Here is a 23,896-nt window from a genome sequence, read left to right on the forward strand (position 1 = left end):
GCTCAGGGCTCTTCGGGGCTTGTATCCGCCGCTTCGGCGACCAATTGTTCCTGCCATTCGCCGTAGGCTTGGCCGGTGTCCTCGCGTTGCCATTCCTTGCGGCCATTTGCGGTTCTTCCGACCACCATAGCAGCGGCGGCACTGGGGCTGGAAAATGCGTAGTCGCGTGAAAACCGCATAGGGCCGTTGCCTTCCGGTACGAGCACCCCTTCCTCCACCAGTTGCTCGAACAGGCGTTGATACCCGTGGGGCGTCGGCCCCACCCACGCCTCACGAGCCTGTGATCCCTCCAGGACAAAGAACTCGCCGTCCATCTCCTGCCCGTAGGCGGTGATGCCGTTCTTGGGTAGCGCCATACGGAAGCGTGGTGAGGCCTCGTCCGGGCTGGATACAGGTACCGAGCCCGCGACAACATCCTTGGATGGGGGACGGCTGGAGTCGCGCAGAAACTCGAAGCCGAGTACCGGAAGGACGGTCCGGATCTGCTCCAGGAAGAAGGCCATGTCGGCCTGGTCGGCCTCGGGCAGGCCGATGTAGTCGTGGCGAGTGCCGTTGACCAGGGTGCAGCGGCCCACGCGCTGGGCCTGCTGGATCAGCAGGCTCTCCAGGACCTTCACGTGGGCCTTGGTCAGGTTCTGGTCCTTGCTGGTGATCAGGCAGACCTTCTCCCAGAAGTCCTTGCCGCCCTGCTCCTCGGTGCGGTTGTGCTGCTTGAGCCGCTTACCGACATCATCCGACTCGCCGATGTACACCTGCGGGCGCACGCTGTTCTCCGCATCCGGCCCCACCAGAAAATACACCCCAGTGCGACCGCACTCCGGGCGCTGCACCAGCTCGCTCAGCTTCCCGCGCGGCCCGGTCAGCACATGGCCGGTCCAGTTCATGATCTCCGCCGTCAGCAACCCGTGCGGCGTGCCATCCACCAGAAACAGGCGAATGCTGCGGCCCTGGGTCATTGAGCACCGCCTTGCGCTGAATACCCGCCCGACTCCTCGGCGACCATCGCCAGCTCCGGCTCATCCGCCTCGGTCCCGGCCGACCAACCCCGAACGTCGATCTTACCGGTAACGGCGGCTGAGATCAGGGCCGAGCGGCGTTCGCGCAAAAGACGAATACCCTTGTCCGCTTCTTCAACCATCTCGGAGAGCCTCGTCCTCCTTTCAAACACTGAATCTATGATCCGCTTCTGTTCGGAGAGAGGAGGAAGCGGCATAAACAAGCGCCTAATGTCAGGCATGCCGATCGTTTTGAGCGTCGCACCAAAAGTGTGCCTATCAAGCTCGCCCTTCATTCCATAGAACACCAACAAAAGGTATTCCGAAAGCAACCGATTCGGGTCACACAGCCACGCAATCAGGTGCTGGGAAACCGTCATTTCCTTGGTTGTTATCGCTGCAAGTCCAATTGTTGCGTCTCGGGTAAATACAACCGCACCTGGCGGCAGCATTCTGGCTGAAGAATTGTTGATTCCTTCAATGCTTATAGAAAAACGCGTATCGGATATATGGTCATTTTTTGCCAGCGCCTTGCTGTCATTGAGGGAGACCCACGGAATACCCCCATCCCAATATTCCGGGTTCGCCTTGCTTGGGGTGTGACCGCTTTCGAGTTTGGCGGCGTGCTTGACCTTCACAACACTCCAATGCGCTGGGACCTCGCCCAGCCACTCGACACCGGAGTCCTTCATGGGCACGTTGGGGTCGAGGCCCTTGGTGACGGCGTGGGAGATCACGGCCTGCCGCTTCTCCTTCAGCAGCTCGATCAGCCGCCGCTGCTCCTCGATCAGCGCATCGATCTTCCCGGTCTCGTGGTCGAGGAAGCGTGCGATCTCGATTTGCTGATCACGAGGGGGGCGAACACCGCTAAGCCGCCCAAACACCTCCGGGTATAACCGGAGACGAGAGTCAATAACGCCATGGGAATGTAATTTGAAGTAACGAGTGCATTCGTCGGAGCGGACCAAGTACTCCAGAAAACGGGCATTCGATCCATCAATGACCGAGAAGACACTATACGATGGACTTACTATTCCTGAAGTCCACGCAACACCGAGCCCGCGATTCCACGCGAGCATTATATTAATAACCAAGTCTCCTGGATCGCAAACCTTATACCCTTCTAGCGATTCCGCCCGACTTAGAAACTCACCCTCTTCAATCGAAAGTGAGCGCGGCCTCACACCAAAGTAGGCCGAAACAGAAAGGAGCTCTCCACACCCATCCTTACTTCGTTCGGTTCGCTCACGGAAAATGGACTTGAAACGCGTAACGTCCCAATGCGCCGGCACCTCGCCCAGCCACTCGACGCCAGAGTCCTTGTACTCGGGATACGTCGGGAAGCTCACGCCGACAACTCCTCGATCATCTGCTTGATGCGGGTGGTGACGGCCTTCAGGTCGGCGTCGATCTCTTCCAGGGGGCGCGGGGGCTTGAACACGTAGAAATGGCGGTTGAAGGGGATCTCGAAGCCGACGACGCCGATCTCGCCGTCCTGTTCGTCGCGCTTGTCCTCGTCGATCCAGGCGTCGGGGACGTGTGGTTTCACCTCGCGCTCGAAGTACTCGAACACGTCCTCGCCCAGCGGGACGTTCTCGGTGTCGCGCAGGTCGCTGTCGGGTTCCGGGTTCCCCTTCTTGTCGGTGCAGATGTCCGCTTCGGGGTCGCGTTCGCTCAGGCCGTTCCAGATGGACTTGAGGGCCGGCGCGCCCAGCTTGATGCCGAGGTCTTTCAGCTCGGCCTTCAGGTCTTTCAGGAAGGCCTCGCGGTTGGTGTAGACGTGGTCCGCGTCCAGCCGCTCGCAGGCGGCCTGCACACCGAGGCGGGTGGTCTCGTCGAGCCTCTGGATGGGCTTCTCGGCCAGCATGCGCTGGATACGCTCGGGGCTGGCCTGGAAGTTCAGGCGTAGCGGGCGCTCGACGGTGATGCGGCGGTAGCCGAAGGCCTCGTTGGGGAAGATCTTGCTCTTGTCGTTTTCCTCGAAGGCGCCGTAGCTGCGCACGATGCCGTCGATGTTGGCGTCGTCGATGTACTGGCGCTTGGAGCCGAGCGACTTGCGCATTTTCGCGTAGCGCTCGGTGGCGTCGATGAGCTGCACATGGCCGCGGCGCTCGGCCGGCTTGCGGTTGTTCAGCACCCAGATGTAGGTGGCGATGCCGGTGTTGTAGAACATGTCGGTGGGCAGGCCGATGATGGCCTCCACCATGTCGTGCTGCAGCAGGTAGCGGCGGATCTCGGACTCGCCGCTGCCGGCCCCGCCGGTGAACAGCGGCGAGCCGTTGAGGATGATGCCGATGCGCGATCCACCCTTGCGCGGGTCGCGCATCTTGCTGACCAGGTGCAACAGGAACAGCAGCGAGCCATCCGACACGCGCGGCAGGCCGGGGCCGAAGCGGCCGTTGAAGCCCTTGTGCTGGTGCTCGTCGGTGACCTGCTTCTGGACCTTCTTCCACTCCACGCCGAACGGCGGATTGGCGAGCATGAAGTCGGCCTGCAGTTCGTCGAGCTGGTCGTCGGAAAGGGTGTTGCCGAGCTTGATGTTCTCGACGTCCTGACCCTTCACCAGCATGTCTGCCTTACAGATGGCGTAGGACTCGGGGTTCAACTCCTGCCCGTGGAGAGACACGGTCACGTCCTGGCTGATCTGCTGGACGTATTCGTCGCTCTCGGACAGGAAGCCGCCGGTGCCGCAGGTGGGGTCGTAAACGGTGACGATACTGTGCGGCTTGAGCTTGTGCTCCTGCCCGGTGAGCACAAGCGAGGTGGTCAGGTGCACGATGTCGCGCGGGGTGAAGTGCTCCCCCGCCGTCTCGTTGGAGCTCTCCGCGAACTTGCGGATCAGCTCCTCGAAGATCAGGCCCATGCCGAAGTTGGTGATGCGCGCCGGGCTCAGGTCGATCGCGGCAAAGCGCTGCACCACCTGGTACAGCAGGTTATTGGACGCGAGCTGCTCGACGAAGTCCTCGAAGTGGAAGTGATCGAAGATCTCGCGCGCATGGGTGCTGAAGGACTCGATGTAGCTCATCAGGTCCTCGGCCGTCTGCGTATCCGACAGACTGCCCAGCGATAGCGGCGACGTGTTGAAGAACGGCTGCGCCGCCTTGCGCAGCAGGAGCTGCTCGCGAACGCTCTCCGATTTGTTCTCGTGCTCCTTCGCGGCGGCCAGCACGTCGTCCTTGGTCGGCTCCAGCACGCACTCCAGCCGCCGCAACAGCGTGAACGGCAGTATCACCCGCCCGTACTGCGACTGCTTGAAGTCCCCCCGCAGCAGATCCGCCACCGACCAGATCCACGCCGCCGTCTCCGAGTGATTCTCCGTGTTCAACGGCTACTCTCCTGTACTTTTATTGACCGACCCGAGGAAGGCGGTTTGGTTGGAGGCATTGTCCACCAATCCATGTTGGCCCGCGAACGCCCGAGCGAAACATAGCTGGACACTGACACTCCAGTCTGCCGCTCAGAGGCGACCCTTTCTGTCGCCCCGGGGCAGTCCTGACCCGCTGATGGGCACCGTTACCAAACGTTGCGACCCTCCCCCGTCACGCAATCGCTTCGATCAGCTCCGGATCGTCCTCGACCGGGCGGTTCACGCGAGTCGACACCGGGTGATAGACGAGCGCGTCGGGGTTCAAACGAACGGTTTTCTCCCGGATACTCTCCCGCTCACTTAACTCGGGATCGAGCCAGTCCCACCGACACTCCGCGTCTAGCACCAACGGCTTGCGGTCATGGATATGCGCAAGGCGATTTGAAGCGGGTTCGGTGATGATCGCGCAACAGGCCCCGCCGTCGGTCGTGGGTTCCCAGATACCCGCCAACATCAGGATGTCCTGCGGCGCATTCTCGGCGAGCGTGATGTAGTACGGCTGCTTGCCCTGCTCGGTCTTTCGCCATTCGTACCAGCCATCGGCCAGCACGATGCACCGCCGGCGGGCGAACGCGGACCGAAAGTAGGGACTGGTGGCAACCTTCTCGGCCCGGGCATTGATGGGGCGCGGGCCATCCTCAACTCGCTTCGGCCGAAAGCCCCAGAACATCGGCTGGAAGGCGGCAGGCGTATCCTCGCCGGCCTTAAACGCTTCGAGATCAGTACCGGGCGCAACGTTGTACCGCGGTGCGTCGAACCCCGCGTCGACCGGCACCTGGAAGTACCGCATGGCCAGCTCGCTGGTCGCACTGTAGCGCGTCATTCGTCCGCACATAGAACCATTCCGCAGAAGCCCCGCCAGTTGCGCCTCGTAGGCAGGAGGTTATCGGATCCATATGTGAAAAACAGGGCGCGGCGATTCAGGGATTCCAACGGAATTCGGTGTCGATCCCGAGCACCATACGCGCGGGCCCCTACAAGACCTCCCAATGCTGCGCTTATTTCGCCGTCGAGAACCTGCTTCACGGCCGCCAACGGGCACGCCCCGCGAAGGCCTACTTCCAGTCCAGACTGCCGAACACCTGCTGCAGCCACCCCACCGTCAGGCGCTCCTGCGCCAGATCACCGGCCTGCTCGCGCTCCCGTCGGAGTGCGCCGAACGGTATGTCGCCGCGAGCCTGCGCCAGTACGCGGCATTCGTCCAGGAAGTGCCAGCGTCGGAGGTTCACCACCATTCGGGTCGCGGCGGCATGTTGGACCACGGCCTTGAGGTGGTCCTCAAGGCGCTGCAGATCCGCCGGGGGTACGTCCTGCCACCCGGCGCGGAACCCGAGCGCTTGTCACATGAGGCGGACGCATGGTCCTACGGCGTGTTCACGGCCGCTCTGCTGCACGACGTGGGCAAGCCCGTGGTTGACCAGGAGATCGCCCTGTACGACGCCTTGGGCAACCGCCTGGGGCGCTGGGAACCCTGGCACGGGCCGATGACCGAGCGCCCGGATGCGCACTGGTATTCCGTGCGGTACCGACGCGGTCGCGTTCACAAGCTCCACGAATCGGTCTCCAGTCTCGTCGCACATGGGATCCTACCGCCGGAAGGCATGTCCTGGATCGCTCAACACCAGGAGCTGCTGCAGTCATGGGTCCATGCAATCCACGGGCACATGGAGGATGCGGGGGCACTGGGACAGATCATCCTGCAGGCCGACCGGGAGTCGGTGGCGCGAAACCTGGGCGGCGAATCACCGGACCGACTGCCCACGCCTACGAAGCCGCTTCACGAGAAGTTGATGACATCGCTTCGGCACCTATTGAGCAGCGAAGATCTGCCGCTGAACCGCAATGGGGCGGCAGGCTGGCGCACGGAGTCGGATCTGTGGCTCGTGTCGAAGCGCGCAGCCGACGCGCTGCGGGCACAGCTCCGGGAGGAGGGGCATTCCGGCATTCCTTCAAACAACGACCGGATCTTCGACACACTGCAGGAGCACGGAGTGCTGACCGCCAACGGGGACCGCGCCATCTGGAGGGCCCGGGTTGCCAGTGACGGCTGGTCGCACGAGCTGACTCTCATCCGCCTGCCGGTGGCCCGCATTTGGTCCGATCCTGATGCGATGCCGATGGTGTTCGAGGGTTCCGTGACTCCGCTTGGCGAGCCATCGGTCGAGGGGACAACGGAGTCTGGCGACAGATCGCCAAGCCGCTCTTCACCTGAAGAGACGGCCGCCCCCGCGGCAGATCCGCCCACGGCGAGGACCGTCGCAATCCAGACAAGTCAGTCTGAGGAGGCGAAGGAACGTCACTCGACCCGCTGCCCGCCCGTATCCGGCGGTGTTGACGATCTGCCGCTCCCTCCGGGGCTCGACGGCGTCCTGGAAAAAACCCCTGACGAACCGACGGCCGAGCCACCACCGCAGCCGATGCGGTCCTGCGATTCGGGTGCGGACGCCCCCTTGCCTGAAGACCCGGGGGGTGCCTGTCTCGAATGGATCCGACGAGGTGTCGCGGACGGGTCGCTCCTGGTGAACACGCGTGAAGCACGGATCCACGTAGTTCCCGAGGGCGTACTGCTCGTTAGCCCCGGGATCTTCCGCGACTTTGCGAGTGCGACTGGCCACACGTGGAACGCTGCCCAGAAGCGCTTTCAGCGGTTGCAGCTGCACAAGAAATCCTCAGACGGCACCAACATCCATCGCTATGTGGTGAGGGGCGAACGCCAGACCAGCCGGATCAACGGTCTCCTGATCCGCGACGTCTCCGTTGTCTTCGGTCCAGACTGGACACCCTCACCCAACGACCACCTGACACCCGCCGCCGAAGCGTGAGCTAGCCGTCTTGCCCGGATAGTTATGGACGTGTGACACGGGAGCCATAACGGAATAATCTGCGAGGCTTCTTCCGGAATCATAAAAACCGAATATTCGGAAGAAACGCAGAGGGAGATGGCAAACAGGCAAGGACGCAAGGAGGAGGAAAAGGATGTTGGTTTTGACCCTTAAGGACGGGGAAGCACTGTACGTGGGGGATAGCGCCCTCGTGGTTGCGGTGCAGACCCAGGAAGCACCCCTTCGACTGTCGGCGTGCGCGCCCGGCCTCAATGTCGAGTGGGACACGGCAGGTAGCCGAATCACGCTTCATCACCCGGACGGCCCTGTCCGTATGGAGTACGTCGATCATCGCAAGGCGCGCCTTGGCATCGAGGCCCCCGAAAGCGTAGAGATCGTACGCGAGGCGTTGCGCGAACGACGTCAATCCTCCCAGGAAGTTTCGGCTCCATCGCGAACGGAATAGGCGGTTTCACTGCTGAATACGTGTGGACGCGCGCCTGGAAGGGAGACCGTGTGCTAACTTCAGTGATGCCAGGGGCGTGACTTGAACCCGTTACAGGGGAGGGCATGCCCGCGATGGAAACCCACCGCACCCTCGACGACCTGGTGCAGATCTATCTGCGCGAGCGGATTTTGCGGCCCGATACCGCCATCCGATACCAACAGGTTGTTCGACAGTTTCAAAACGACATGGGCGTCAGGACGCTGGACGAGATTCAGCGCGACACGCTGCTGGAATGGCGCAGCCAGGTCCTGCAGCGCGCCCGCGCGACGACCTGGAACTACTACCGTCGCCATTTCCGCGCGATGTGGCGCTTCGCCATGGAAGCGGAATGGATCAGCCATGACCCCCTGGAACGGGTCGATGCGGCTCCTGAAGATCGCCGGATCAAGACCGTTTCGCGCGACCTTCTGGATCAGGCGATCGCGGCGCTCGATGATTCCGAGAATCGATGCCTTGAGCCCCGCTGGTTCTGGCTCGCGGTGCTGCTCACCTTCTACTACACCGGTATGCGACGGCGGCAACTGGTGGCACTAACGTGGGGCGACGTGTGCTGGAACCAGAACGTACTGCGGCTATCGGTGGCGGGATCGAAGACCCACCGCGAATGGGATATTCCGGTTCCAGCGCCCTTGCTTGAGCCATTGCGGGAACTGTATGACCAGACCATCGCGCTCCGCGGGCCTCGGGGCCTTGAGCACTCGCAAGTGTTCGACCTGGGCCTGCATCGGGGCGAAGCGCGCTACCAGGGGAAGGGCATTCGCGTTGAGCAGGTCAGCGGCTTTTTCCGGAAGCTGAGCGAGGTCTTGGGTCAGCCCATTTCGCCGCACCGTCTCCGGCATACGCTGGGGACCGAGGTGGGGCGTCAGGAGAACCCTCCGCTTCGCGCGCTGCAGCACCTGCTGGGACACACCAACCTATCGACTACGATGCAATACGTCGAACCCGACATGGGGCAGCTGCGCCAGTTGGTTGACCACCTTCCCCAACCAGGCCGGTCCTAGCGGCAAGCCAACAATCAGGCGCCGACTTAACCCATTCTCCTCTCATGGTTTTTACGATAAGGTAGTTAAGGTGGCAGGGCTCGGGAACGTCCATGGCCATCCGGAGGGCGTCGTTCAAGGGTCTTGCGGCCCCGATTGCCGTGGGACCTCGAATGATGGAAAGACCGAGCAAGACGGATTGGCCGCAGGACGAGAACACCGATGGACACCGAAACCTTCGAGATTTTTCCCTGGAACCATGAGTTCCTGACCCATATCCCCAAGGTGGACCATCAGCACCGTCATCTGGTCGACCTCATCAACCGCCTGGCCCGCACGGTCCTGGAAGGCACCGATGAAACCACGGCCGACGAGATCGTCGCGGAACTGCGGGACTATGCGCGTTACCACTTCGAGACCGAGGAAGGCATATGGGAACAGGCCTTCCGCGATGACGAATGGTTTAACGACCACTGTCGTGCACACGCCGGGTTCGTCGAGGAACTGAACCGAATCGCCGCCCTGCAGGGCCCCGAAGAATACCGCCTGCAACCGTTGCTGGAATTCCTGGTTCGCTGGCTGACCCTGCACATCCTGCGCAGCGACAAACAGATGGCCGCCGCGATCAGTGCGATCGATGCCGGCATGGGAATCGCCGATGCCCGTGAACGGGCGCGGCGGCACCTTCGGGACCGGTCATCGGAAAGCCTGGATTCTCTGCTCAACATGTATCTCGGTGTAGAACGCCAGGTCACCGAGTTTGCCAAACAACTGGCTTCACGCGGCCAGACAGAAGCCGAGAACCATTTTCGCACTCTCTTCGAGTCTTTCATCCACCCCCTGTTTCTGGTAGCTGCCAAAAACGGCCGGATAGTGAATGCCAACTCAGCCGCCGCGACCCTGCTTGGCCGTTCCACCAACGCACTCTGCGGCCAGCGTCTAACGGACCTCCATCCACAGGCGGAACGCGAACGGGTGTCGTCGCGCCTCGTCGACCTCAACCACACGGATGCGCAGCGACAGTCGATCTACTCACGCATCCAGACCTCGGACGAGCGCGAGGTTCCTGTCCGCATCACCTGCGGCGGCGAGATCGGAGCACGGGAGGAACGCCTGCGCATCGCTTTCTACGAAGATATGACCCATGAGCTGGAGCATCGCCATGAACTCGAATGGCGCTCGTTCAACGACCATTTGACCGGGTTGCCAAACCGGGCCGGCGTGATGCGAGCCCTGGAGGAGACAGCCGGTGCGAACGATGCCCCGCTGGCCGTCGTTTCCATCGATCTCGACGCATTCGGCGCGCTGAACGAACGCCTGGGCACACACAACGGGGATCAGGTTCTGGTCCACCTGGCTCGGCGCTGGTGCGAGACGCTGAATCCGGGAACCCTGATCGGCCGGTTGGGCGGGGATGAGTTTATTCTCGTGCTGCGGGATACGAAATCCATTGCTGAACTCGACCAGATCATGGAAACCGTCGTGGACGCCGGTAACGCAATCCCGATATCCGGAGGCGAAACCGTGGATGTACGAGTGAGCGCGGGCGTTTCCGTCCGCCCACCGCGTCGTACGCTGGACCCCGATACCATGCTGCGCCAGGCCGATCACGCCCTGTACGAAGTCAAACTGCGCGGCCAACAGCGTTGGGATTATTTTGACCACCGGCAATACGAGCAGATGGCCGGCCAGAACCGCATGATCAACGCGCTTCGCGGCGCTTTAGAAAATCACGAACTCGTGTTGGAGTACCAGCCCAAAGTGAATATGCGCACCGGCGAGGTGTTGGGGGTCGAAGCACTGGTCCGCTGGGACCATCCCACTCACGGACGCTTGCCACCGGGCGAATTCCTCCCAGCCATTGAGAAAGATCCGGTATCCGTCGATCTCGGCGAGTTCGTCTTGGAGAAGGCTCTGCAGCAGATGGAGGCGTGGCGCGAACGCGGCCTGAAGTTGCAGGTCAGCGTCAACATCGGGGCGATGCAGTTGGAGGCGCAGGACTTTGCTACACGCCTCGAAGACATCCTTGACCAGCACCCACAGATTCCACGCGAGGACCTGGAAATCGAGGTACTCGAAAGCACGGCCTTCGACAACCCCGACGCCGCCGAAACGAGCATGCAGGCGGCACGCAGAGTCGGCGTCGCCATGAGCATCGACGATTTCGGTACCGGTTATTCCTCGCTGACCTACATCAAGCGCGTGCCCGCGACCGTTCTCAAGATGGACCGCAGCTACGTCGAGCACATGCTGGATGACGCCGATGACCGCGCGATCGTGGAAGCGGTGCTGGCACTTGCCCAAACCTTCAACCGGCAAGTGATCGCCGAGGGTGTAGAAACCGTCGAACAGGGCCGGGCGCTGCTCGCCATGGGCTGCGAGAATGGCCAAGGCTACGCCATCGCCCGCCCGATGCCACCGGACACCCTCGCAGGCTGGCTGGAACACTGGACTCCGCCACCGGAGTGGTCCAATGCGCCGAGCCCCCACACCACGGAATACGCTGAGAGTCGGTTCCTGCCGTAGGAGGCGATGACTTTGCGACGCCCTCCAGTTGACCACCTCCCCCAACCGGGCCGGTCCTAGCCAACGTGCCGGATCACCGCAGACACGCAAACCCTTTCTTGACTGTGGATTCCGATATGGGATAGTAAAGGATCGGGTGGCTGTACATGCCGTCCGTAGCCAGTCAGTACGTGCCACTTGGCAGTACGCCTCGACATTCGAGCGGGGGACGCAAAAAAGAAGGGCGGTGCCACCAACACCGCCCTTCCGATGGTCCGAATAGGGCGGACCTGTCCCTGGCTCTGGTCTGTCATCGTCCCCTTGATCCGACGATGACAGCAAGTTTGGTGCCGGCGAGAGGAGTCGAACCTCCGACCTATCGATTACGAATCGATTGCTCTACCAACTGAGCTACACCGGCGAAGCGCGACATGATAGCGGGGGCCGGGATCGACCACAATCCGGCGGGGCCGGACGACCGGATTCAGGAGCGCCGGCTGCCCACACGGATGACGACATCCACACCCTGCAGTTCCTTGCCTTCCGGCAGCGGGGGCAGGTCGGAGATGTCGATCCGCGCCGGGTCCACGTCTTCCAGTTCACCGGTATCGGTATGGAACAGGTGGTGGTGCGGATTCAGGTTGGAGTCGTAGAACAGCTTCGCGGGGTCGATCAGGACCTCGCGTACCAGGCCCTTCTCGGCGAACAGGTTCAGGGTGTTGTAGACCGTGGCCTTGGAAACCCGCGAGGAATGCCGCACCAACTGCGCGAGGATCTGCTCGGCGCTGAGGTGCTGATGGCGGGCGAACATCACGCGGGCAATCTCGACGCGCTGCTCGGTCGGGGAAATCGCATGTTCGCGCAGGAGCTCGCGCGCCGCTTCGACCGACAGCAGATCCGGATTGTGGGAGTCGATGTTCATGATTCCGAAGATATAACAGGGCTCTGGAGCAAGTCCATATCCCGCCCCTGAGACAGGTCAAGGCGATCGATACGGCCGGGAAGCCTGATAGAATACGAAAAGATGGAGCGGGTGATGGGAATCGAACCCACATTAAGAGCTTGGGAAGCTCCCGTTCTACCATTGAACTACACCCGCTTGAGCCGGCGATTGTAGGCCTTGTCGGCCTCCGGCTCAACGGCCCTGAACGCCGGACGAAGAACCATGCAGATCCAGCTGAACGGCGAACCCTTCGAGCTCCCCGACGATCGCGAGGCCACGCTGGCCACGCTGATCGAGGCACGCGGCCTCGGTGGCCGGCGCCTGGCAGTGGAGGTCAACGAGGAGCTGGTGCCGCGCAGCGAACACGCCGCGCACCCGCTGTATCCCGGCGATCGCGTGGAGATCGTGCAGGCGATTGGGGGCGGATGAGTCCGAGCCCCCGTCCGTAACTACTTTCAACGAAGGAATTACCATGACCGAACCGGCCGCCGCGTCTGCCGACGATCTCTTCCGCGTGGGCTCGCGCGAGTTCACCTCCCGCCTGCTGGTGGGCACCGGCAAGTATCGCGACCTGGACCAGACCCGCGATGCCATCGAGGCCAGCGGCGCGGAGATCGTGACCGTCGCCATCCGCCGCACCAACATCGGCCAGAATCCGGACGAACCCAACCTGCTGGACGTGATCTCGCCGGAGCGCTACACGCTGCTGCCGAACACGGCCGGCTGCTTTACCGCCGAGGACGCGGTCCGCACCTGCCGCCTGGCACGCGAGCTGCTGGACGGGCACAACCTGGTGAAACTGGAGGTGCTGGGCGACGAGAAGACCCTGTACCCGGACGTCTTCGAGACCGTAAAGGCCGCCGAGACCCTGGTCGCCGAGGGCTTCGACGTAATGGTCTACACCACCGACGACCCGCTGCTGGCGAAGCGCCTGGAAGAGATCGGCTGCCTGGCGATCATGCCGCTGGCCGCGCCGATCGGCTCCGGACTGGGCATCCAGAACCGCTACAACATCCGCGAGATCGTCGAAAACGCCACGGTCCCCGTGCTGGTGGATGCCGGCGTCGGTACCGCATCGGATGCCGCCATCGCGATGGAGCTGGGCTGTGACGGCGTCCTGATGAACACCGCCATCGCCGCCGCCGACAACCCGGTGATGATGGCCTCGGCCATGCGCCACGCGATCATCGGCGGGCGCCAGGCCTTCCTTGCCGGGCGCATGGCGCCACGCCGCTACGCCTCGGCCTCCTCGCCGCAGACCGGCCTGTTCTTCAGCTGAACATGGACGAAACGATCGATTCCGCGGCGGACGGGAAGCCGTTCTACCGACGTATCCGCAGCTTCGTGCGCCGCGAGGGCCGGCTGACGCCGGGCCAGCAACGCGCGCTGGACGAACTGCTGCCGCGCTTCGGCCTGCAGCTCCCGGAGCCCGCGGCGCCCCTGGATCTGGGGGCGGTGTTCGGGCGCACGGCGCCGGTCACGCTGGAGATCGGCTTCGGCGACGGCGAGAGCCTGGCGGAGCAGGCGGACCAGCAGCCGGAACGCGACTTCATCGGCACCGAGGTGCACCGGCCCGGGGTCGGGCATCTGCTGCGCGAGGTGGAACAGCGCGGCCTGACCAATGTACGCGTCAGCGACGCCGATGCGGTGGAACTGCTGGAGCACTATCTGGCGCCGGGCAGCCTGGACTGCGTACAGGTGTTCTTCCCCGACCCCTGGCACAAGAAGCGCCACCACAAGCGGCGCCTGATCCAGCCGGCCTTCGTGCGTCATCTGGCGACGCGTATCCGGCCGGGCGGGCGGCTGCACCTGGCCACCGACTGGGCCGAGTATGCCGAGCACATGGTCGCGGTGATGCAGGAATGCGCGCCGTGGTTTGCGCCGGACGGCCCGGTTCCGGCGCCGGGTCGGCCGCCGGAACGCCCGGTGACGAAGTTCGAGCGCCGCGGGGTCGGCCGCGGCCATCAGGTCGCCGATCTGCTCTACCGGCGGACGAACGAACCCGCCTGAGGCCTCAGGGAACCGCTGATTTCAGGGTTTCCCTGAGGCGTTCTTGACCACCAGCACCGGGCACTCGGCCCCGCCGATCACGCGCTCGGAAACACTACCCATCAGCAGGCGCTTGAGGCCGGTGCGGCCATGGCTGCCGAGCACGATCAGGTCGCGCTGGTCGCGCCGGGCGATCTCCACCAGCGCGAGCTCCGGCCGGCCTTCCTCGGTGGTGGCATCCGCCTTCCGGCCCTGCTCGCGCGCCTCGCCCTGCAGGCGCTGAACCGCCTCCACGCCCTCCTGGCGGCGCTCGTCGCTCTGGCCCGGCACCGCCACCGTGGCGATCGTCAGGGGCAGGTCGCAGTAACCCGCCAGTTCGATCGCAGCCCGTACCGCCTGGTCGCCCAGTTCGGAGCCGTCGGTCCCGACCAGCAGCCCGCGGTGCGGGGCCTCGGCACCGCGCGGGACGACCATTACGTTGCAGGGCGCCAGACCGATCACCTTGCGCGTGGCGTCGCCCACCATCAGGCGTGACAGATCGCCCCGGTCACGCCGGCCGATCACGATCAGGCCGGCCTTGTACTCCTCGGCAATGGCGACGATCTCCTGATGCCGGTCGACCCCGTGGCGCAGGATCATTGAGGCGTCGATGCCCGCCTCGCGGGCGCGCTTCTCCAGCGCATCCAGATCGGCCTGGCCGGCCACGCTCGCCTCGTGGCTGCGCGGCGGCGACAGGGCGTCGTGCTGGGTGTCCGTGGGAATGATGCGGGCGACCACCAGGCGCGCGCCGCAGCGCTGCGCCAGGTCCAGCGCCACATTCTCGGCGGCAGCGCTGAATTCGGAGCCATCCGTCGCCAGGACAATGGTCTCGAAACGGCACAGCGGGGCATCGGATTCGGGCATACGGGGTCTCCACCTAGACTTTTTGCTCAGCATAACCGACATGCCGGCAAACGCCAGTACGGCGGGTGCCATGGCGCAGCCACCCACGGCGCGTTTTTTGCGTCCGTGCCCGCGGGATGAAATAATCCCGCGCTTTCAAGGGAAAGGCGGAACCCGTTTCCTCCGACCCGCCTCGGCGCCCGCGCCCGGCGCGCGTCCCCTTCGGCTTCCGGCCACGTGCCGTCCGGCGCGGGTCTTCAGGACACGACTGGAACATGGAAAACCTTACGCTGACCACCGAGATGATCGTGGTGCTCGCGCTGCTCGCGTTCACGATCTTCCTGTTTGTATCCGAAATCATCCGGGTGGACCTCGCGGCCATCTCGGTGATGGTGCTGCTGGGCCTGCTGACGCTGGTGCCGGGCCTCGGGATGCTGGTCGGCCAGGAGGAACTGTTCAGCGGCTTTGCCTCCAACGCGGTGATCTCGATCATCGCGGTGATGATCATCGGCGCCGGCCTGGACAAGACCGGCGTGATGCACAAGGTCGCGGCGTTCATCATGCGGGTGGGCGGCACCACGGAGAAGAGCATCATCCCGACGGTCTCCGGCACGGTCGGCGTGATCTCCAGCTTCATGCAGAACATCGGCGCCGCCGCGCTGTTCATGCCGGTGATGAGCCGCATCTCCAACCGCCTGAACATCCCGCTGTCGCGCCTCCTGATGCCGATGGGCTTCGCGGCGATCGTGGGCGGCACCATCACCCTGGTCGGATCCAGCCCGCTGATCCTGCTGAACGACCTGCTGCCCTCCGACATGGAGCCGTTCCAGCTGTTCGACGTGACCCCGATCGGCCTGGCCCTGCTGGCCACGGCGATCGTCTATTTCGTGCTGCTGGGGCGTTTCGTCCTGCCCTCGGTCAAGACCAAGTCGGCGCAGCGCGAGAACGCGCAGGACTACTTCCAGCGCGTGTACGGCCTGTCCTACGAGATCCACGAGCTGTTCGTCCCGGAAAACGACCCGATGGTCGGGCGCACGGTGGCCGAGATCGAACGCGAGACCGGCATCGCGATCGTCGGGACCTACGTCCGCGACGAGCTGCGCATGGCGCCGTGGACCGGCTACGAGATCCAGGCCAACTCGCATCTGGCGGTGCTGGCCAGCCCCGCGCGGATGGAAAAGCTGTGCGAGGGCACGCGCAAGCGCCCCTCGACGAACCTGGACGTGTTCGCCAACGCCCTGGACAGCGGACGTTCCGGGGTCGCCGAGGTGGCGATCGCGCCGGGCTCGAACCTGGCGGGCAAGACCGTGACCGAGCTGGCCATGCGCCAGACCTACGGGCTGTCGGTGATGCGCATCCAGCGCGGCAACGAGACCTATGGCGAGGGCCTGCGCGACATCCCGCTGGAACCGGGCGACATCCTGGTGGTGCACTGCACCTGGGAATCCCTGGCGCGCCTGGAACAGGATCGCGACTTCGTGGTGATCACCTCGGACTACCCGCACGAGGAACTGCGCCCGTCCAAGGTGCCGCATGCCCTGTTCTTCCTGGCGTTGACCGTGGGCCTGATCGTGTTCACCGACCTGATGCTGTCGGTGGCCCTGCTGACCGGCGCGCTGGGCATGATCCTGACCGGCGTGATCAGCCTCGACAGTGCCTATCGCGCGGTAAGCTGGAAGACGGTGTTCCTGCTCGCCTCGCTGATCCCGCTGGGGATGGCGGTGGAGAACACCGGTACCGCGGCATGGATCGCGCAGAACACGCTCGAGATGCTGGGGACCGTGCCGCCCTGGGTGCTGCAGGCGACGATCTTCGCGCTGGCCACATTCTTCACTCTGGTCATGTCCAACGTCGGCGCGACCGTGCTGCTGGTGCCGCTGGCGATCAACTTCGCGATCGCCGCGCAGGCCGCGGGCATGGACGCCGATCCGCGCGTGTTCGCGCTGACCGTCGCGATCGCGACCTCGAATTCCTTCCTGATCCCGACCCACCAGGTGAACGCCCTGATCATGGGCCCCGGCGGCTACCGGGTGAAGGACTATATGAAGGCCGGCGGCATCATGACCATCCTGTTCGCCGTGGTCGCCATGTTCATGCTCAATCTGATTTTCTAGGCTTTCTTTCAACGACCTTTGTGCAACCCGTTTGCAAGGAGAAATCCCATGTCCCAGAAGCATCCCGTGATTGCGGTGACCGGTTCCTCGGGTGCCGGCACCTCCACCGTCAAGCGCTCCTTCGAGTCGATCTTCCGTCGCGAGCAGATCAACCCGGTCGTGATCGAGGGCGACAGCTTCCATCGCTATGACCGCAAGGCGATGAAGGAGGCCATGCAGAAGGCCGGCGACGAAGGCAACCATCACTTCTCGCATTTCGGGCCCGAAGCCAACCTGTTCGAGCGCATCGAGGGCCTGTTCAAGACCTACGGCGAGACCGGCCAGGGCGAGAAGCGCTACTACCTGCATTCCGACGAGGAAGCCGCGCAGCACAACGAGCGCCTCGGCACCAACCTCGGCCCGGGCGAGTTCACCCCCTGGGAAGAGATCCAGCCGGGCTCCGACCTGATGTTCTACGAAGGCCTGCACGGACTGGTGGCCGACGGTGAAGTGAACGCCGCGCAGCATGTGGACCTGGGCATCGGCGTGGTGCCGATCGTGAACCTCGAGTGGATCCAGAAGATCTTCCGCGACAACGCCGAGCGCGGGTATTCCGCCGAGGCAATCGTGGACACGATCCTGCGGCGCATGCCGGACTACGTGAACTACATTACCCCGCAGTTCTCGCGCACCGACATCAACTTCCAGCGCGTGCCCACCGTGGACACCTCCAACCCGTTCATCGCCCGCGACATCCCCACCCCGGACGAGAGCATGGTGGTAATCCGCTTCGAGGATCCGAAGAAGCTCGGCGTGGACTTCCCCTACCTGCTGAACATGCTCCCGAACTCGTTCATGTCGCGCCCGAACACCATCGTGGTGCCCGGTGGCAAGATGAGCTTCGCGATGGAGGTCATCCTCGCGCCGATCATCCACGACATGCTGTCGCGTCGCGGCTGATTTGCCGGGAGACGCCCGCCCGGCGTCTCCCCGGCTCCCGGGAAGTTCCCCAGCCCCGCTCCGGCGGGGCTTTTTTCGTTTCGGGCCCGCCATTCCGCTAGGATTCGGGCTTTAACGGACAGGACGGAGTAGGCGTGTTCGGACTCTTCGGGCCACGGCCGGCCCAGCAGATGGAGCGCTTTCGCGGCCGCTACACCGGTCGCTCGCTGATCGTTCACCAGGGCTTCACCGGCGACTGGCTGGAGGAGCTCCTGAAGCAGCCGGGCGGCGGCGGGCACTTCCGCATCGACAGCCGCCCGCTGCCACGGCGGCGGCCGAGCCCCGTGGAGTGGCTGGTGCAGACCCATATCCTGCCACTGGAGCTGCCGCAGCCCCTGTTTCTCGACGTGCGCGAGGACGCCATCCTCGTGCGCCACCTGCAGCGCGGGGAACACGCGGTGCATCCCTCGGAGATCGCCTGGTTCCTGGAAGAACTGGACACCCGCCACCACGCCCGTCTGGTCTTCACCGAAGACGGCGGCCTGAACGCGCACCCCGGCCTGCCGGTCGACGACAACGAGGCCCTCAGCATGCTGGAGCAACTCGGTTTATGACCAATGCCTTTCGCAGTGCCACCGCCCGCGGCGAGGAACCCCGGGCCCTGGCCGACGCCCTGATCGCCGAGCTGGGCGAACAGCCGCCGCGCACCGGGGATCAGGTGCGGGTCGGTTTCATCTACCTCTCCGATGCGCTCAGCCGCCACGCCCGCACCCTGCTGAAACACCTGCGCGAGGGGCTGGGGGTGGATCACTTCGTCGGCGGCATGGCCATGGCCGTGATCGGCCCGCACGACGAGCTCTACGAACAGACCGGCGCGACCCTGATGATCGGCGAGTTTCCGGCCGCCAGCGTCCGCGTGATCTATCACCCGGTGCGCGGCTTCGACGAGCTCGTGAAGGAACTCGACGGGTTCCTCGACCCGCAGACCCCGGGCCGGCTGATCCTCAACGCCGACCCGCGCATGGAAGGGCTGGAGGGCATCCTGACCGAGATCGGCGAGCGCACCGCCTGGTTCGCGACCGGCGGAGTCAACTCCGGGGACGACGGCGTGGTGCAGATCGCCGACGGCGTCGCCGCCTCCGGCATCACCGGGCTGGCGCTGCGCGACGATGTCGCGATCGCCGCACGCCACAGCCAGGGCTGCACGCCACTCCCGGGCCAGCACGAGCTGACCGAGACCTGGCGCAATATCATCGTGCGCCTGGACGGCCAGCAGGCCCTGCCGGCGTTCAAGGGCATCATCGGCGATGTGCTGTCGCGCGACCTGGAGCGGGCGCTGGGCTACATCCTGGTGGGCTTTCCGATCCCGGGGTCGGACACCGGCGACTACCGCGTGCGCAACATCATCGGGATCGACCTGGACCAGCAGGTGCTGGCCGTCGGCGAGATGCTCGAGCCGGGCTCGCAGATCCTGTTCGTGCGCCGCGACGGCCAGGCGGCCATCGAGGACCTCGAGCGCATGCTGGAGCAGATCCGCGCCCAGGCACCCAACGGGATTCGCGGCGCGATCTATGTCTCCTGCGTGGGGCGCGGGCGCCACCAATTCGCCCAGGAAGGCACGGAACTGGGCATCGTGCAGAAACACCTGGGCGACGTGCCCCTGGTCGGCTTCTTCGCCAATGGCGAGATCTTCGCCAACCGCCTGTACGGCTATACCGGGGTCCTGACCCTGTTCACCTGAACCGCCAAGGGGACCGCATGCAATACCGCAAACTGGGACGCACCGAGATCGAGGTCAGCCTGATCGGCCTGGGCACGATGACCTGGGGCGAGCAGAACAACGAGGCCGAGGCCCACGAACAGCTGGACTACGCCCTCGACCAGGGCGTAAACCTGATCGATGCCGCCGAGATGTACCCGGTTCCGCCGCGCGCGGAGACCCAGGGCCTGACCGAGAGCTACATCGGCAACTGGCTGGCCAAGCGCGGCAACCGCGATCAGGTGGTGTTGGCCAGCAAGGTCGCCGGCCCCGGCATGATCGACTACCTGCGCGGCGGTCCGCAGCTGAATCGCGAACACATCGAGCAGGCCCTGAACGACAGCCTCCGGCGCCTGCAGACCGACTACCTGGATCTGTACCAGGTCCACTGGCCGGCGCGCGCCACCAACTTCTTCGGCCAGCTCGGCTACGCCCACAAGCCGGATGATGCCGCGACCCCGATCGAGGAGACCGCGGCGGCACTGAAGGCGGTGGTCGAGAGCGGCCGCGTGCGCACCATCGGCATCTCGAATGAGACCCCGTGGGGCTTCATGGAGTGGATCCGCGCCCATGACCGTGGCCTGTCCGAGCGCATCGTCTCCATCCAGAACCCCTACAACCTGCTCAACCGCAGTTTCGAGGCGGGGCTGGCCGAGATGGCCATCCGCGAGGATGCCGGCCTGCTGGCCTACTCGCCGCTGGCCTTCGGCATGCTCTCCGGCAAGTACCTGGACGGGGCAAAGCCCGAGGGGGCACGCCTGACGCTGTTCGAGCGCTTCCAGCGCTACAGCAACGAATGCGGCCTGGCCGCCACCGCGGAGTACGCACGTCTGGCGCACGAACATGGCCTGACCCCGTCCCAGCTGGCGCTGGCCTTCGTCAACCAGCAGCCCTTCGTGACCAGCAACCTGATCGGGGCGACCACCATGGAGCAGCTGCGCGAGAACATCGCGACGGTGGACATCACCCTGTCCGACGCCGTGCTGGAGGCCATCGAGGCCATCCACGCCCGCTATACCTACCCCTGTCCGTAGGCCACCCCCCATGAACCTGATCGATACGCATGTCCACCTGGACCTGGACGCGTTCGATCCGGATCGCCCGGCCGTGCTGGACCGCGCCCGCGCCGCCGGGGTTCAGGAGCTGGTCCTGCCGGGCGTCACCCGGGCGCGCTGGCCGGACCTCGACGCCCTGTACCGCCAGCACGCGGGCCTGCATGTCGCCTACGGCATGCACCCGATCTTCCTGCAGGCACATGCGGACGCGGACCTCGACGCCCTGGAGGCCTGGCTGGACACGCACCCCGAGACCATTGCGGTCGGCGAGATCGGGCTGGACGGCTATCAGGAGGGTCTCGACTGGGACCGCCAGTGGCGGTTCTACACGCGGCAACTGGCCATCGCCCGCGAACGCGACCTGCCGGTGATCATCCACAGCCGGCGCGCGCTGGACGCGGTGCTGAAGGGCCTGCGCCAGCAACCAGGCCTGACCGGCATCCTGCATGCGTTCATCGGAAGCCCGCAGCAGGCCCGCCAGGCGGCCGACCTGGGCTTCTGCCTGGGCATCGGCGGCCCGGTGACCTTCGAGCGGGCGCAGAAGCTGCACCGCGTGGTGCGCGACGCGGCGCTGGAGACCCTGGTGGTGGAGACTGATGCACCCGATCAGCCCCTGGCCGGACATCAGGGTGAGCGCAACGAACCGGCGATGACGGCCGAGGTCAATCGCCGGCTCGCGGCCCTGCGGGACATGGATCCCGAAGAGATGGCTATAATCACGTCACAAAACGCACGCCGGGTCCTCCGGCTTCCGACCGGTCCCGACGCATGAGTTCCGCCGCCCCCCACAATCCCTACACCGAACGGACCGACCTGCTGCTGGGGCACGAGGTTGCGGCCGGCCTGCGGGACCGGCATGTGTTCATCGCCGGTCTCGGCGGGGTCGGCAGCTACGCCGCCGAGGCCATCGCCCGCGCCGGCGTCGGGCGCATGACCCTGGCGGATCACGACGTGGTGGGCGCCTCCAACCTGAATCGCCAGCTGGTCGCGCTGCGCTCCACCGTGGACCGACCCAAGACCGAGATCATGGCGAACCGCATCCACGACATCGATCCCGACATCGAGCTCACGATCCGCCACGACTTCCTCCAGCCCGATACCATCGGCGACCTGGTCCCGGAGGATGCCGACTTCGTACTCGACGCGATCGACTCCATCGTCTGCAAGGCCGCGCTGGTCGCGACGGCCCAGGCGCGCGGGCAGGGCGTGATCTCGAGCATGGGGGCCGGCGGGCGCATCGACCCCACCGCCGTGCGCGTGGGGCCGCTGGCGGGGACGCGCGTGTGCCCGCTCGCGCGCCAGATGCGCAAGCGCCTGCGGCGCCTGGGCGCGCATCTCGACTACCCCGTGGTGTTCTCCATCGAACAGCCGCGCAAGGGCACCGAACACCGCCCGGTGGGGGACGGCGGCCGGCCGCGTTCGGTCAACGGCACGATCTCCTACCTGCCCGCGATCTTCGGCCTGACCGCCGCCGGCCACGTAATCCAGAGCCTGATCGCCCGCGCCTGACCGCCATACACGGCTCGCTCCGTCAGACCCCTGCACCCACGGGTTCCGTCCTGCCCTGTGGGAGCTCAGCCCCCTGAGCGATACGGCGCGGCCCGACCTCATCGGCCAGAGGGCTGGCCTCCTACAGGCCAAGACAACCCCACCCCCTACGAAGATGCTATTCGTCGAATACCGCCTCGATGCGGGCCTGGATGTGCTGGTCGGCGTCCGGGCCATACTGCGTGGTGGCGGGATCGAAGCGGTCGCAGAAGGCATAGGCAAACTTCAGGTCCTTCACGCCCAGGGCGCCGAACAGGCGCGCCTCGAAGGAATGGTCCTCCGGATTCTGGGTCAGCGTGGGCCAGCCATCCGCCCCGGGTGCCAGCGCCGGGCCAAAGAACACGACTCCCGGCAGGTTCTTCAGGCGCAGGGCACAGGTGCCCTCGGTCACCCCGGCCATCGGCAGGAAATCGATGGTGCGGGACAGGCGCTGCTTGCGGTTGAAGGCGATATCGATCTCGCCGCCGGCCGCGCGGATCGCCGGGGCCTCCGCCTCGAACGCCAGGGTCTCGAGGCCAGCCGCCCGCCAGGCCTCCAGGTCCTGTGCCCCATGGCGGCTGGGCAGGAACAGGTAGGCGGGCCTGGTGATGGCCCGGATCGCCGCCAGCAGGGGTTCCGAATACGCCGGCGCGTTGACCAGGATCCCGCCCAATTCGAGGTCGTCGATCAGCCAGACCGCCGGCGAACCATCCCCGATGCGGTAAATGGTCCGGTCACGCAGTTCGACCAGCGGCGCGCTGATCACGGGTTCATTCGCCATGTGCGGGCTCCGATGACGGACGGGCGGGACGCGGCTCGATCCCGGCCATGGTGGTCTCGATCCATTCTTCGGCCTCGGCCAGCACCTCCACCGGCTTGCGCCCGGCGGTCTCGATCGGCGGGCCGATCACCACCTCGATGGTGCCGGGGTAGCGCCGGATGCCCTTCTTCGGCCAGAAGCTGCCACTGTTGAGCGCCACCGGCAGCACCGGGTAACCGGTACGCGCGGCCAGCATCGCGCCGCCCTGGCGGTAGCGCCCGTGTTCGCCCGGGGCCACGCGCGTGCCCTCGGGGAACACGATCACCCAGCGGCCCTCGTCGAGGCGCTGCCGGCCCTCGGTGACCAGATTCTCCAGCGCCTGGCGCCCGCCTTCGCGATCGATTGGCACCGGATCGATCATCGCCAGCGTCCAGCCGAAGACCGGGATACGCATCAGCTCGCGCTTGAGCACCCAGGTCTGCATCGGGAAGATCGCGACGAAGGCGACGGTCTCCCAGGCCGACTGATGCTTGGACAGCACCACATGCGGGCGCGACGCATCGATGTGTTCGGCGCCGCGCACCCGGTAGTCCACGCCACAGGTGACCCGCAGCCACCAGACATTGAAGCGCCCCCACTGCGTCAGCACCCGGTAGCGGATGCGGCGCGAGAACGGCCAGATCAGCGGTGGCACCAGCACGCCGAAGACCAGCATCGAGCTGATGAACCCGAGCTGGAACAGCAGACCGCGGATCAGGGGCAGCATGCGGCG

General features: G+C 65.0%; 22 protein-coding genes and 2 tRNA genes. 14 read left to right on the plus strand and 10 right to left on the minus strand.

Annotated features, from left to right (window positions below):
* Positions 1-2 precede the first annotated feature (2 nt).
* From D106_RS0103415 to D106_RS0103430, 4 genes are all read right to left on the minus strand, one after another.
* Positions 3-956, minus strand: coding sequence for a GIY-YIG nuclease family protein (locus D106_RS0103415; protein WP_018879218.1), 954 nt, complete (start codon positions 954-956; stop codon positions 3-5).
* Positions 953-2,344, minus strand: a complete 1,392-nt coding sequence (locus D106_RS15225; protein WP_231372847.1) for a restriction endonuclease subunit S — start codon at positions 2,342-2,344, stop codon at positions 953-955. The genes D106_RS0103415 and D106_RS15225 overlap by 4 nt, the downstream gene beginning before the upstream one ends.
* On the minus strand, positions 2,341-4,320 hold the full coding sequence (locus D106_RS0103425; RefSeq protein ID WP_018879220.1) for a class I SAM-dependent DNA methyltransferase: 1,980 nt from the start codon (positions 4,318-4,320) through the stop codon (positions 2,341-2,343). The genes D106_RS15225 and D106_RS0103425 overlap by 4 nt, the downstream gene beginning before the upstream one ends.
* 214 nt (positions 4,321-4,534) lie before the next feature.
* Positions 4,535-5,185 (minus strand): SOS response-associated peptidase, encoded by a 651-nt coding sequence (locus tag D106_RS0103430; protein WP_018879221.1) that lies wholly within the window; start codon positions 5,183-5,185, stop codon positions 4,535-4,537.
* A 166-nt stretch (positions 5,186-5,351) separates the two neighbouring features.
* Here D106_RS0103430 and mobH point away from each other — a divergent pair, with 166 nt between their 5' ends.
* The 4 genes from mobH to D106_RS0103450 all read left to right on the plus strand — a co-directional run bounded on the left by mobH (position 5,352) and on the right by D106_RS0103450 (position 11,198).
* Positions 5,352-7,184 carry a MobH family relaxase gene (gene mobH, locus D106_RS0103435; protein ID WP_026280555.1) on the plus strand — a complete coding sequence of 611 codons (1,833 nt, stop codon included), beginning with the start codon at positions 5,352-5,354 and terminating at the stop codon, positions 7,182-7,184.
* 154 nt (positions 7,185-7,338) lie between these two features.
* Positions 7,339-7,650: a carbon storage regulator gene (locus D106_RS0103440; RefSeq protein WP_018879224.1), complete on the plus strand. Its 312-nt coding sequence runs from the start codon at positions 7,339-7,341 to the stop codon at positions 7,648-7,650.
* Between the two features lie 104 nt (positions 7,651-7,754).
* Positions 7,755-8,693 carry a site-specific integrase gene (locus D106_RS0103445; protein WP_018879225.1) on the plus strand — a complete coding sequence of 313 codons (939 nt, stop codon included), beginning with the start codon at positions 7,755-7,757 and terminating at the stop codon, positions 8,691-8,693.
* A gap of 201 nt (positions 8,694-8,894) precedes the next feature.
* Positions 8,895-11,198, plus strand: coding sequence for an EAL domain-containing protein (locus D106_RS0103450; RefSeq protein WP_018879226.1), 2,304 nt, complete (start codon positions 8,895-8,897; stop codon positions 11,196-11,198).
* A gap of 324 nt (positions 11,199-11,522) precedes the next feature.
* Here the strand turns inward: D106_RS0103450 and D106_RS0103455 are convergent.
* The 3 genes from D106_RS0103455 to D106_RS0103465 all read right to left on the minus strand — a co-directional run bounded on the left by D106_RS0103455 (position 11,523) and on the right by D106_RS0103465 (position 12,276).
* Positions 11,523-11,598 (minus strand) — tRNA-Thr (locus D106_RS0103455).
* 63 nt (positions 11,599-11,661) lie between these two features.
* A complete protein-coding gene (locus D106_RS0103460) occupies positions 11,662-12,099 on the minus strand; it encodes a Fur family transcriptional regulator (RefSeq protein WP_018876747.1) in 438 nt (145 codons plus the stop codon).
* 103 nt (positions 12,100-12,202) lie between these two features.
* Positions 12,203-12,276 (minus strand) — tRNA-Gly (locus D106_RS0103465).
* Between the two features lie 66 nt (positions 12,277-12,342).
* Here D106_RS0103465 and thiS point away from each other — a divergent pair.
* Genes thiS through trmB form a run of 3 tightly spaced genes read left to right on the plus strand, consistent with a single transcriptional unit; the run spans position 12,343 to position 14,130 of the window.
* Positions 12,343-12,549 (plus strand): sulfur carrier protein ThiS, encoded by a 207-nt coding sequence (gene thiS, locus D106_RS0103470; protein ID WP_018867679.1) that lies wholly within the window; start codon positions 12,343-12,345, stop codon positions 12,547-12,549.
* 43 nt (positions 12,550-12,592) lie between these two features.
* Positions 12,593-13,399 carry a thiazole synthase gene (locus D106_RS0103475; RefSeq protein WP_018867678.1) on the plus strand — a complete coding sequence of 269 codons (807 nt, stop codon included), beginning with the start codon at positions 12,593-12,595 and terminating at the stop codon, positions 13,397-13,399.
* A gap of 2 nt (positions 13,400-13,401) precedes the next feature.
* Positions 13,402-14,130 (plus strand): tRNA (guanosine(46)-N7)-methyltransferase TrmB, encoded by a 729-nt coding sequence (trmB, locus tag D106_RS0103480; protein ID WP_018879227.1) that lies wholly within the window; start codon positions 13,402-13,404, stop codon positions 14,128-14,130.
* Between the two features lie 21 nt (positions 14,131-14,151).
* Here the strand turns inward: trmB and D106_RS0103485 are convergent, their stop codons facing one another.
* Positions 14,152-15,012, minus strand: a complete 861-nt coding sequence (locus tag D106_RS0103485; protein ID WP_018879228.1) for a universal stress protein — start codon at positions 15,010-15,012, stop codon at positions 14,152-14,154.
* A gap of 254 nt (positions 15,013-15,266) precedes the next feature.
* Here D106_RS0103485 and D106_RS0103490 point away from each other — a divergent pair, with 254 nt between their 5' ends.
* The 7 genes from D106_RS0103490 to D106_RS0103520 all read left to right on the plus strand — a co-directional run bounded on the left by D106_RS0103490 (position 15,267) and on the right by D106_RS0103520 (position 22,346).
* A complete protein-coding gene (locus D106_RS0103490) occupies positions 15,267-17,105 on the plus strand; it encodes an SLC13 family permease (protein WP_018878800.1) in 1,839 nt (612 codons plus the stop codon).
* A 48-nt stretch (positions 17,106-17,153) separates the two neighbouring features.
* Positions 17,154-18,044 carry a phosphoribulokinase gene (locus tag D106_RS0103495; RefSeq protein ID WP_018879229.1) on the plus strand — a complete coding sequence of 297 codons (891 nt, stop codon included), beginning with the start codon at positions 17,154-17,156 and terminating at the stop codon, positions 18,042-18,044.
* Positions 18,045-18,178: 134 nt separating this feature from the next.
* Positions 18,179-18,637, plus strand: a complete 459-nt coding sequence (locus D106_RS0103500) for a hypothetical protein (RefSeq protein ID WP_018878799.1) — start codon at positions 18,179-18,181, stop codon at positions 18,635-18,637.
* A complete protein-coding gene (locus D106_RS0103505; RefSeq protein WP_018879230.1) occupies positions 18,634-19,764 on the plus strand; it encodes an FIST C-terminal domain-containing protein in 1,131 nt (376 codons plus the stop codon). The genes D106_RS0103500 and D106_RS0103505 overlap by 4 nt, the downstream gene beginning before the upstream one ends.
* 17 nt (positions 19,765-19,781) lie before the next feature.
* Positions 19,782-20,816 (plus strand): NADP(H)-dependent aldo-keto reductase, encoded by a 1,035-nt coding sequence (locus D106_RS0103510; RefSeq protein WP_018879231.1) that lies wholly within the window; start codon positions 19,782-19,784, stop codon positions 20,814-20,816.
* Positions 20,817-20,826: 10 nt separating this feature from the next.
* Positions 20,827-21,609, plus strand: a complete 783-nt coding sequence (locus D106_RS0103515) for a TatD family hydrolase (protein WP_018879232.1) — start codon at positions 20,827-20,829, stop codon at positions 21,607-21,609.
* Positions 21,606-22,346, plus strand: coding sequence for a ThiF family adenylyltransferase (locus D106_RS0103520; RefSeq protein ID WP_018879233.1), 741 nt, complete (start codon positions 21,606-21,608; stop codon positions 22,344-22,346). Before D106_RS0103515 ends, D106_RS0103520 begins: the two co-directional genes overlap by 4 nt.
* Before the next feature lie 157 nt (positions 22,347-22,503).
* Here D106_RS0103520 and D106_RS0103525 read toward each other — a convergent pair whose 3' ends face one another.
* Together D106_RS0103525 and D106_RS0103530 are read right to left on the minus strand one after the other, a co-directional pair.
* Positions 22,504-23,145 carry a hypothetical protein gene (locus tag D106_RS0103525; RefSeq protein ID WP_018879234.1) on the minus strand — a complete coding sequence of 214 codons (642 nt, stop codon included), beginning with the start codon at positions 23,143-23,145 and terminating at the stop codon, positions 22,504-22,506.
* Positions 23,135-23,890 carry a 1-acyl-sn-glycerol-3-phosphate acyltransferase gene (locus D106_RS0103530; RefSeq protein WP_018867667.1) on the minus strand — a complete coding sequence of 252 codons (756 nt, stop codon included), beginning with the start codon at positions 23,888-23,890 and terminating at the stop codon, positions 23,135-23,137. Before D106_RS0103530 ends, D106_RS0103525 begins: the two co-directional genes overlap by 11 nt.
* Positions 23,891-23,896 lie beyond the last annotated feature (6 nt).

The organism is Thioalkalivibrio sp. ALE9 (assembly GCF_000377445.1).
GTDB lineage: Bacteria > Pseudomonadota > Gammaproteobacteria > Ectothiorhodospirales > Ectothiorhodospiraceae > Thioalkalivibrio.

Bases quoted from the DNA above. Each gene is read 5' to 3' on its own strand.
- D106_RS0103415 (WP_018879218.1), bottom strand. From the start codon at position 956: ATGACCCAGGGCCGCAGCATTCGCCTGTTTCTGGTGGATGGCACGCCG.
- D106_RS0103430 (WP_018879221.1), bottom strand. From the start codon at position 5,185: ATGACGCGCTACAGTGCGACCAGCGAGCTGGCCATGCGGTACTTCCAG.
- mobH (WP_026280555.1), top strand. From the start codon at position 5,352: ATGCTGCGCTTATTTCGCCGTCGAGAACCTGCTTCACGGCCGCCAACG.
- D106_RS0103440 (WP_018879224.1), top strand. From the start codon at position 7,339: ATGTTGGTTTTGACCCTTAAGGACGGGGAAGCACTGTACGTGGGGGAT.
- D106_RS0103445 (WP_018879225.1), top strand. From the start codon at position 7,755: ATGCCCGCGATGGAAACCCACCGCACCCTCGACGACCTGGTGCAGATC.
- D106_RS0103450 (WP_018879226.1), top strand. From the start codon at position 8,895: ATGGACACCGAAACCTTCGAGATTTTTCCCTGGAACCATGAGTTCCTG.
- D106_RS0103460 (WP_018876747.1), bottom strand. From the start codon at position 12,099: ATGAACATCGACTCCCACAATCCGGATCTGCTGTCGGTCGAAGCGGCG.
- thiS (WP_018867679.1), top strand. From the start codon at position 12,343: ATGCAGATCCAGCTGAACGGCGAACCCTTCGAGCTCCCCGACGATCGC.
- D106_RS0103475 (WP_018867678.1), top strand. From the start codon at position 12,593: ATGACCGAACCGGCCGCCGCGTCTGCCGACGATCTCTTCCGCGTGGGC.
- trmB (WP_018879227.1), top strand. From the start codon at position 13,402: ATGGACGAAACGATCGATTCCGCGGCGGACGGGAAGCCGTTCTACCGA.
- D106_RS0103485 (WP_018879228.1), bottom strand. From the start codon at position 15,012: ATGCCCGAATCCGATGCCCCGCTGTGCCGTTTCGAGACCATTGTCCTG.
- D106_RS0103490 (WP_018878800.1), top strand. From the start codon at position 15,267: ATGGAAAACCTTACGCTGACCACCGAGATGATCGTGGTGCTCGCGCTG.
- D106_RS0103495 (WP_018879229.1), top strand. From the start codon at position 17,154: ATGTCCCAGAAGCATCCCGTGATTGCGGTGACCGGTTCCTCGGGTGCC.
- D106_RS0103505 (WP_018879230.1), top strand. From the start codon at position 18,634: ATGACCAATGCCTTTCGCAGTGCCACCGCCCGCGGCGAGGAACCCCGG.
- D106_RS0103510 (WP_018879231.1), top strand. From the start codon at position 19,782: ATGCAATACCGCAAACTGGGACGCACCGAGATCGAGGTCAGCCTGATC.
- D106_RS0103515 (WP_018879232.1), top strand. From the start codon at position 20,827: ATGAACCTGATCGATACGCATGTCCACCTGGACCTGGACGCGTTCGAT.
- D106_RS0103520 (WP_018879233.1), top strand. From the start codon at position 21,606: ATGAGTTCCGCCGCCCCCCACAATCCCTACACCGAACGGACCGACCTG.
- D106_RS0103525 (WP_018879234.1), bottom strand. From the start codon at position 23,145: ATGGCGAATGAACCCGTGATCAGCGCGCCGCTGGTCGAACTGCGTGAC.
- D106_RS0103530 (WP_018867667.1), bottom strand. From the start codon at position 23,890: ATGCTGCCCCTGATCCGCGGTCTGCTGTTCCAGCTCGGGTTCATCAGC.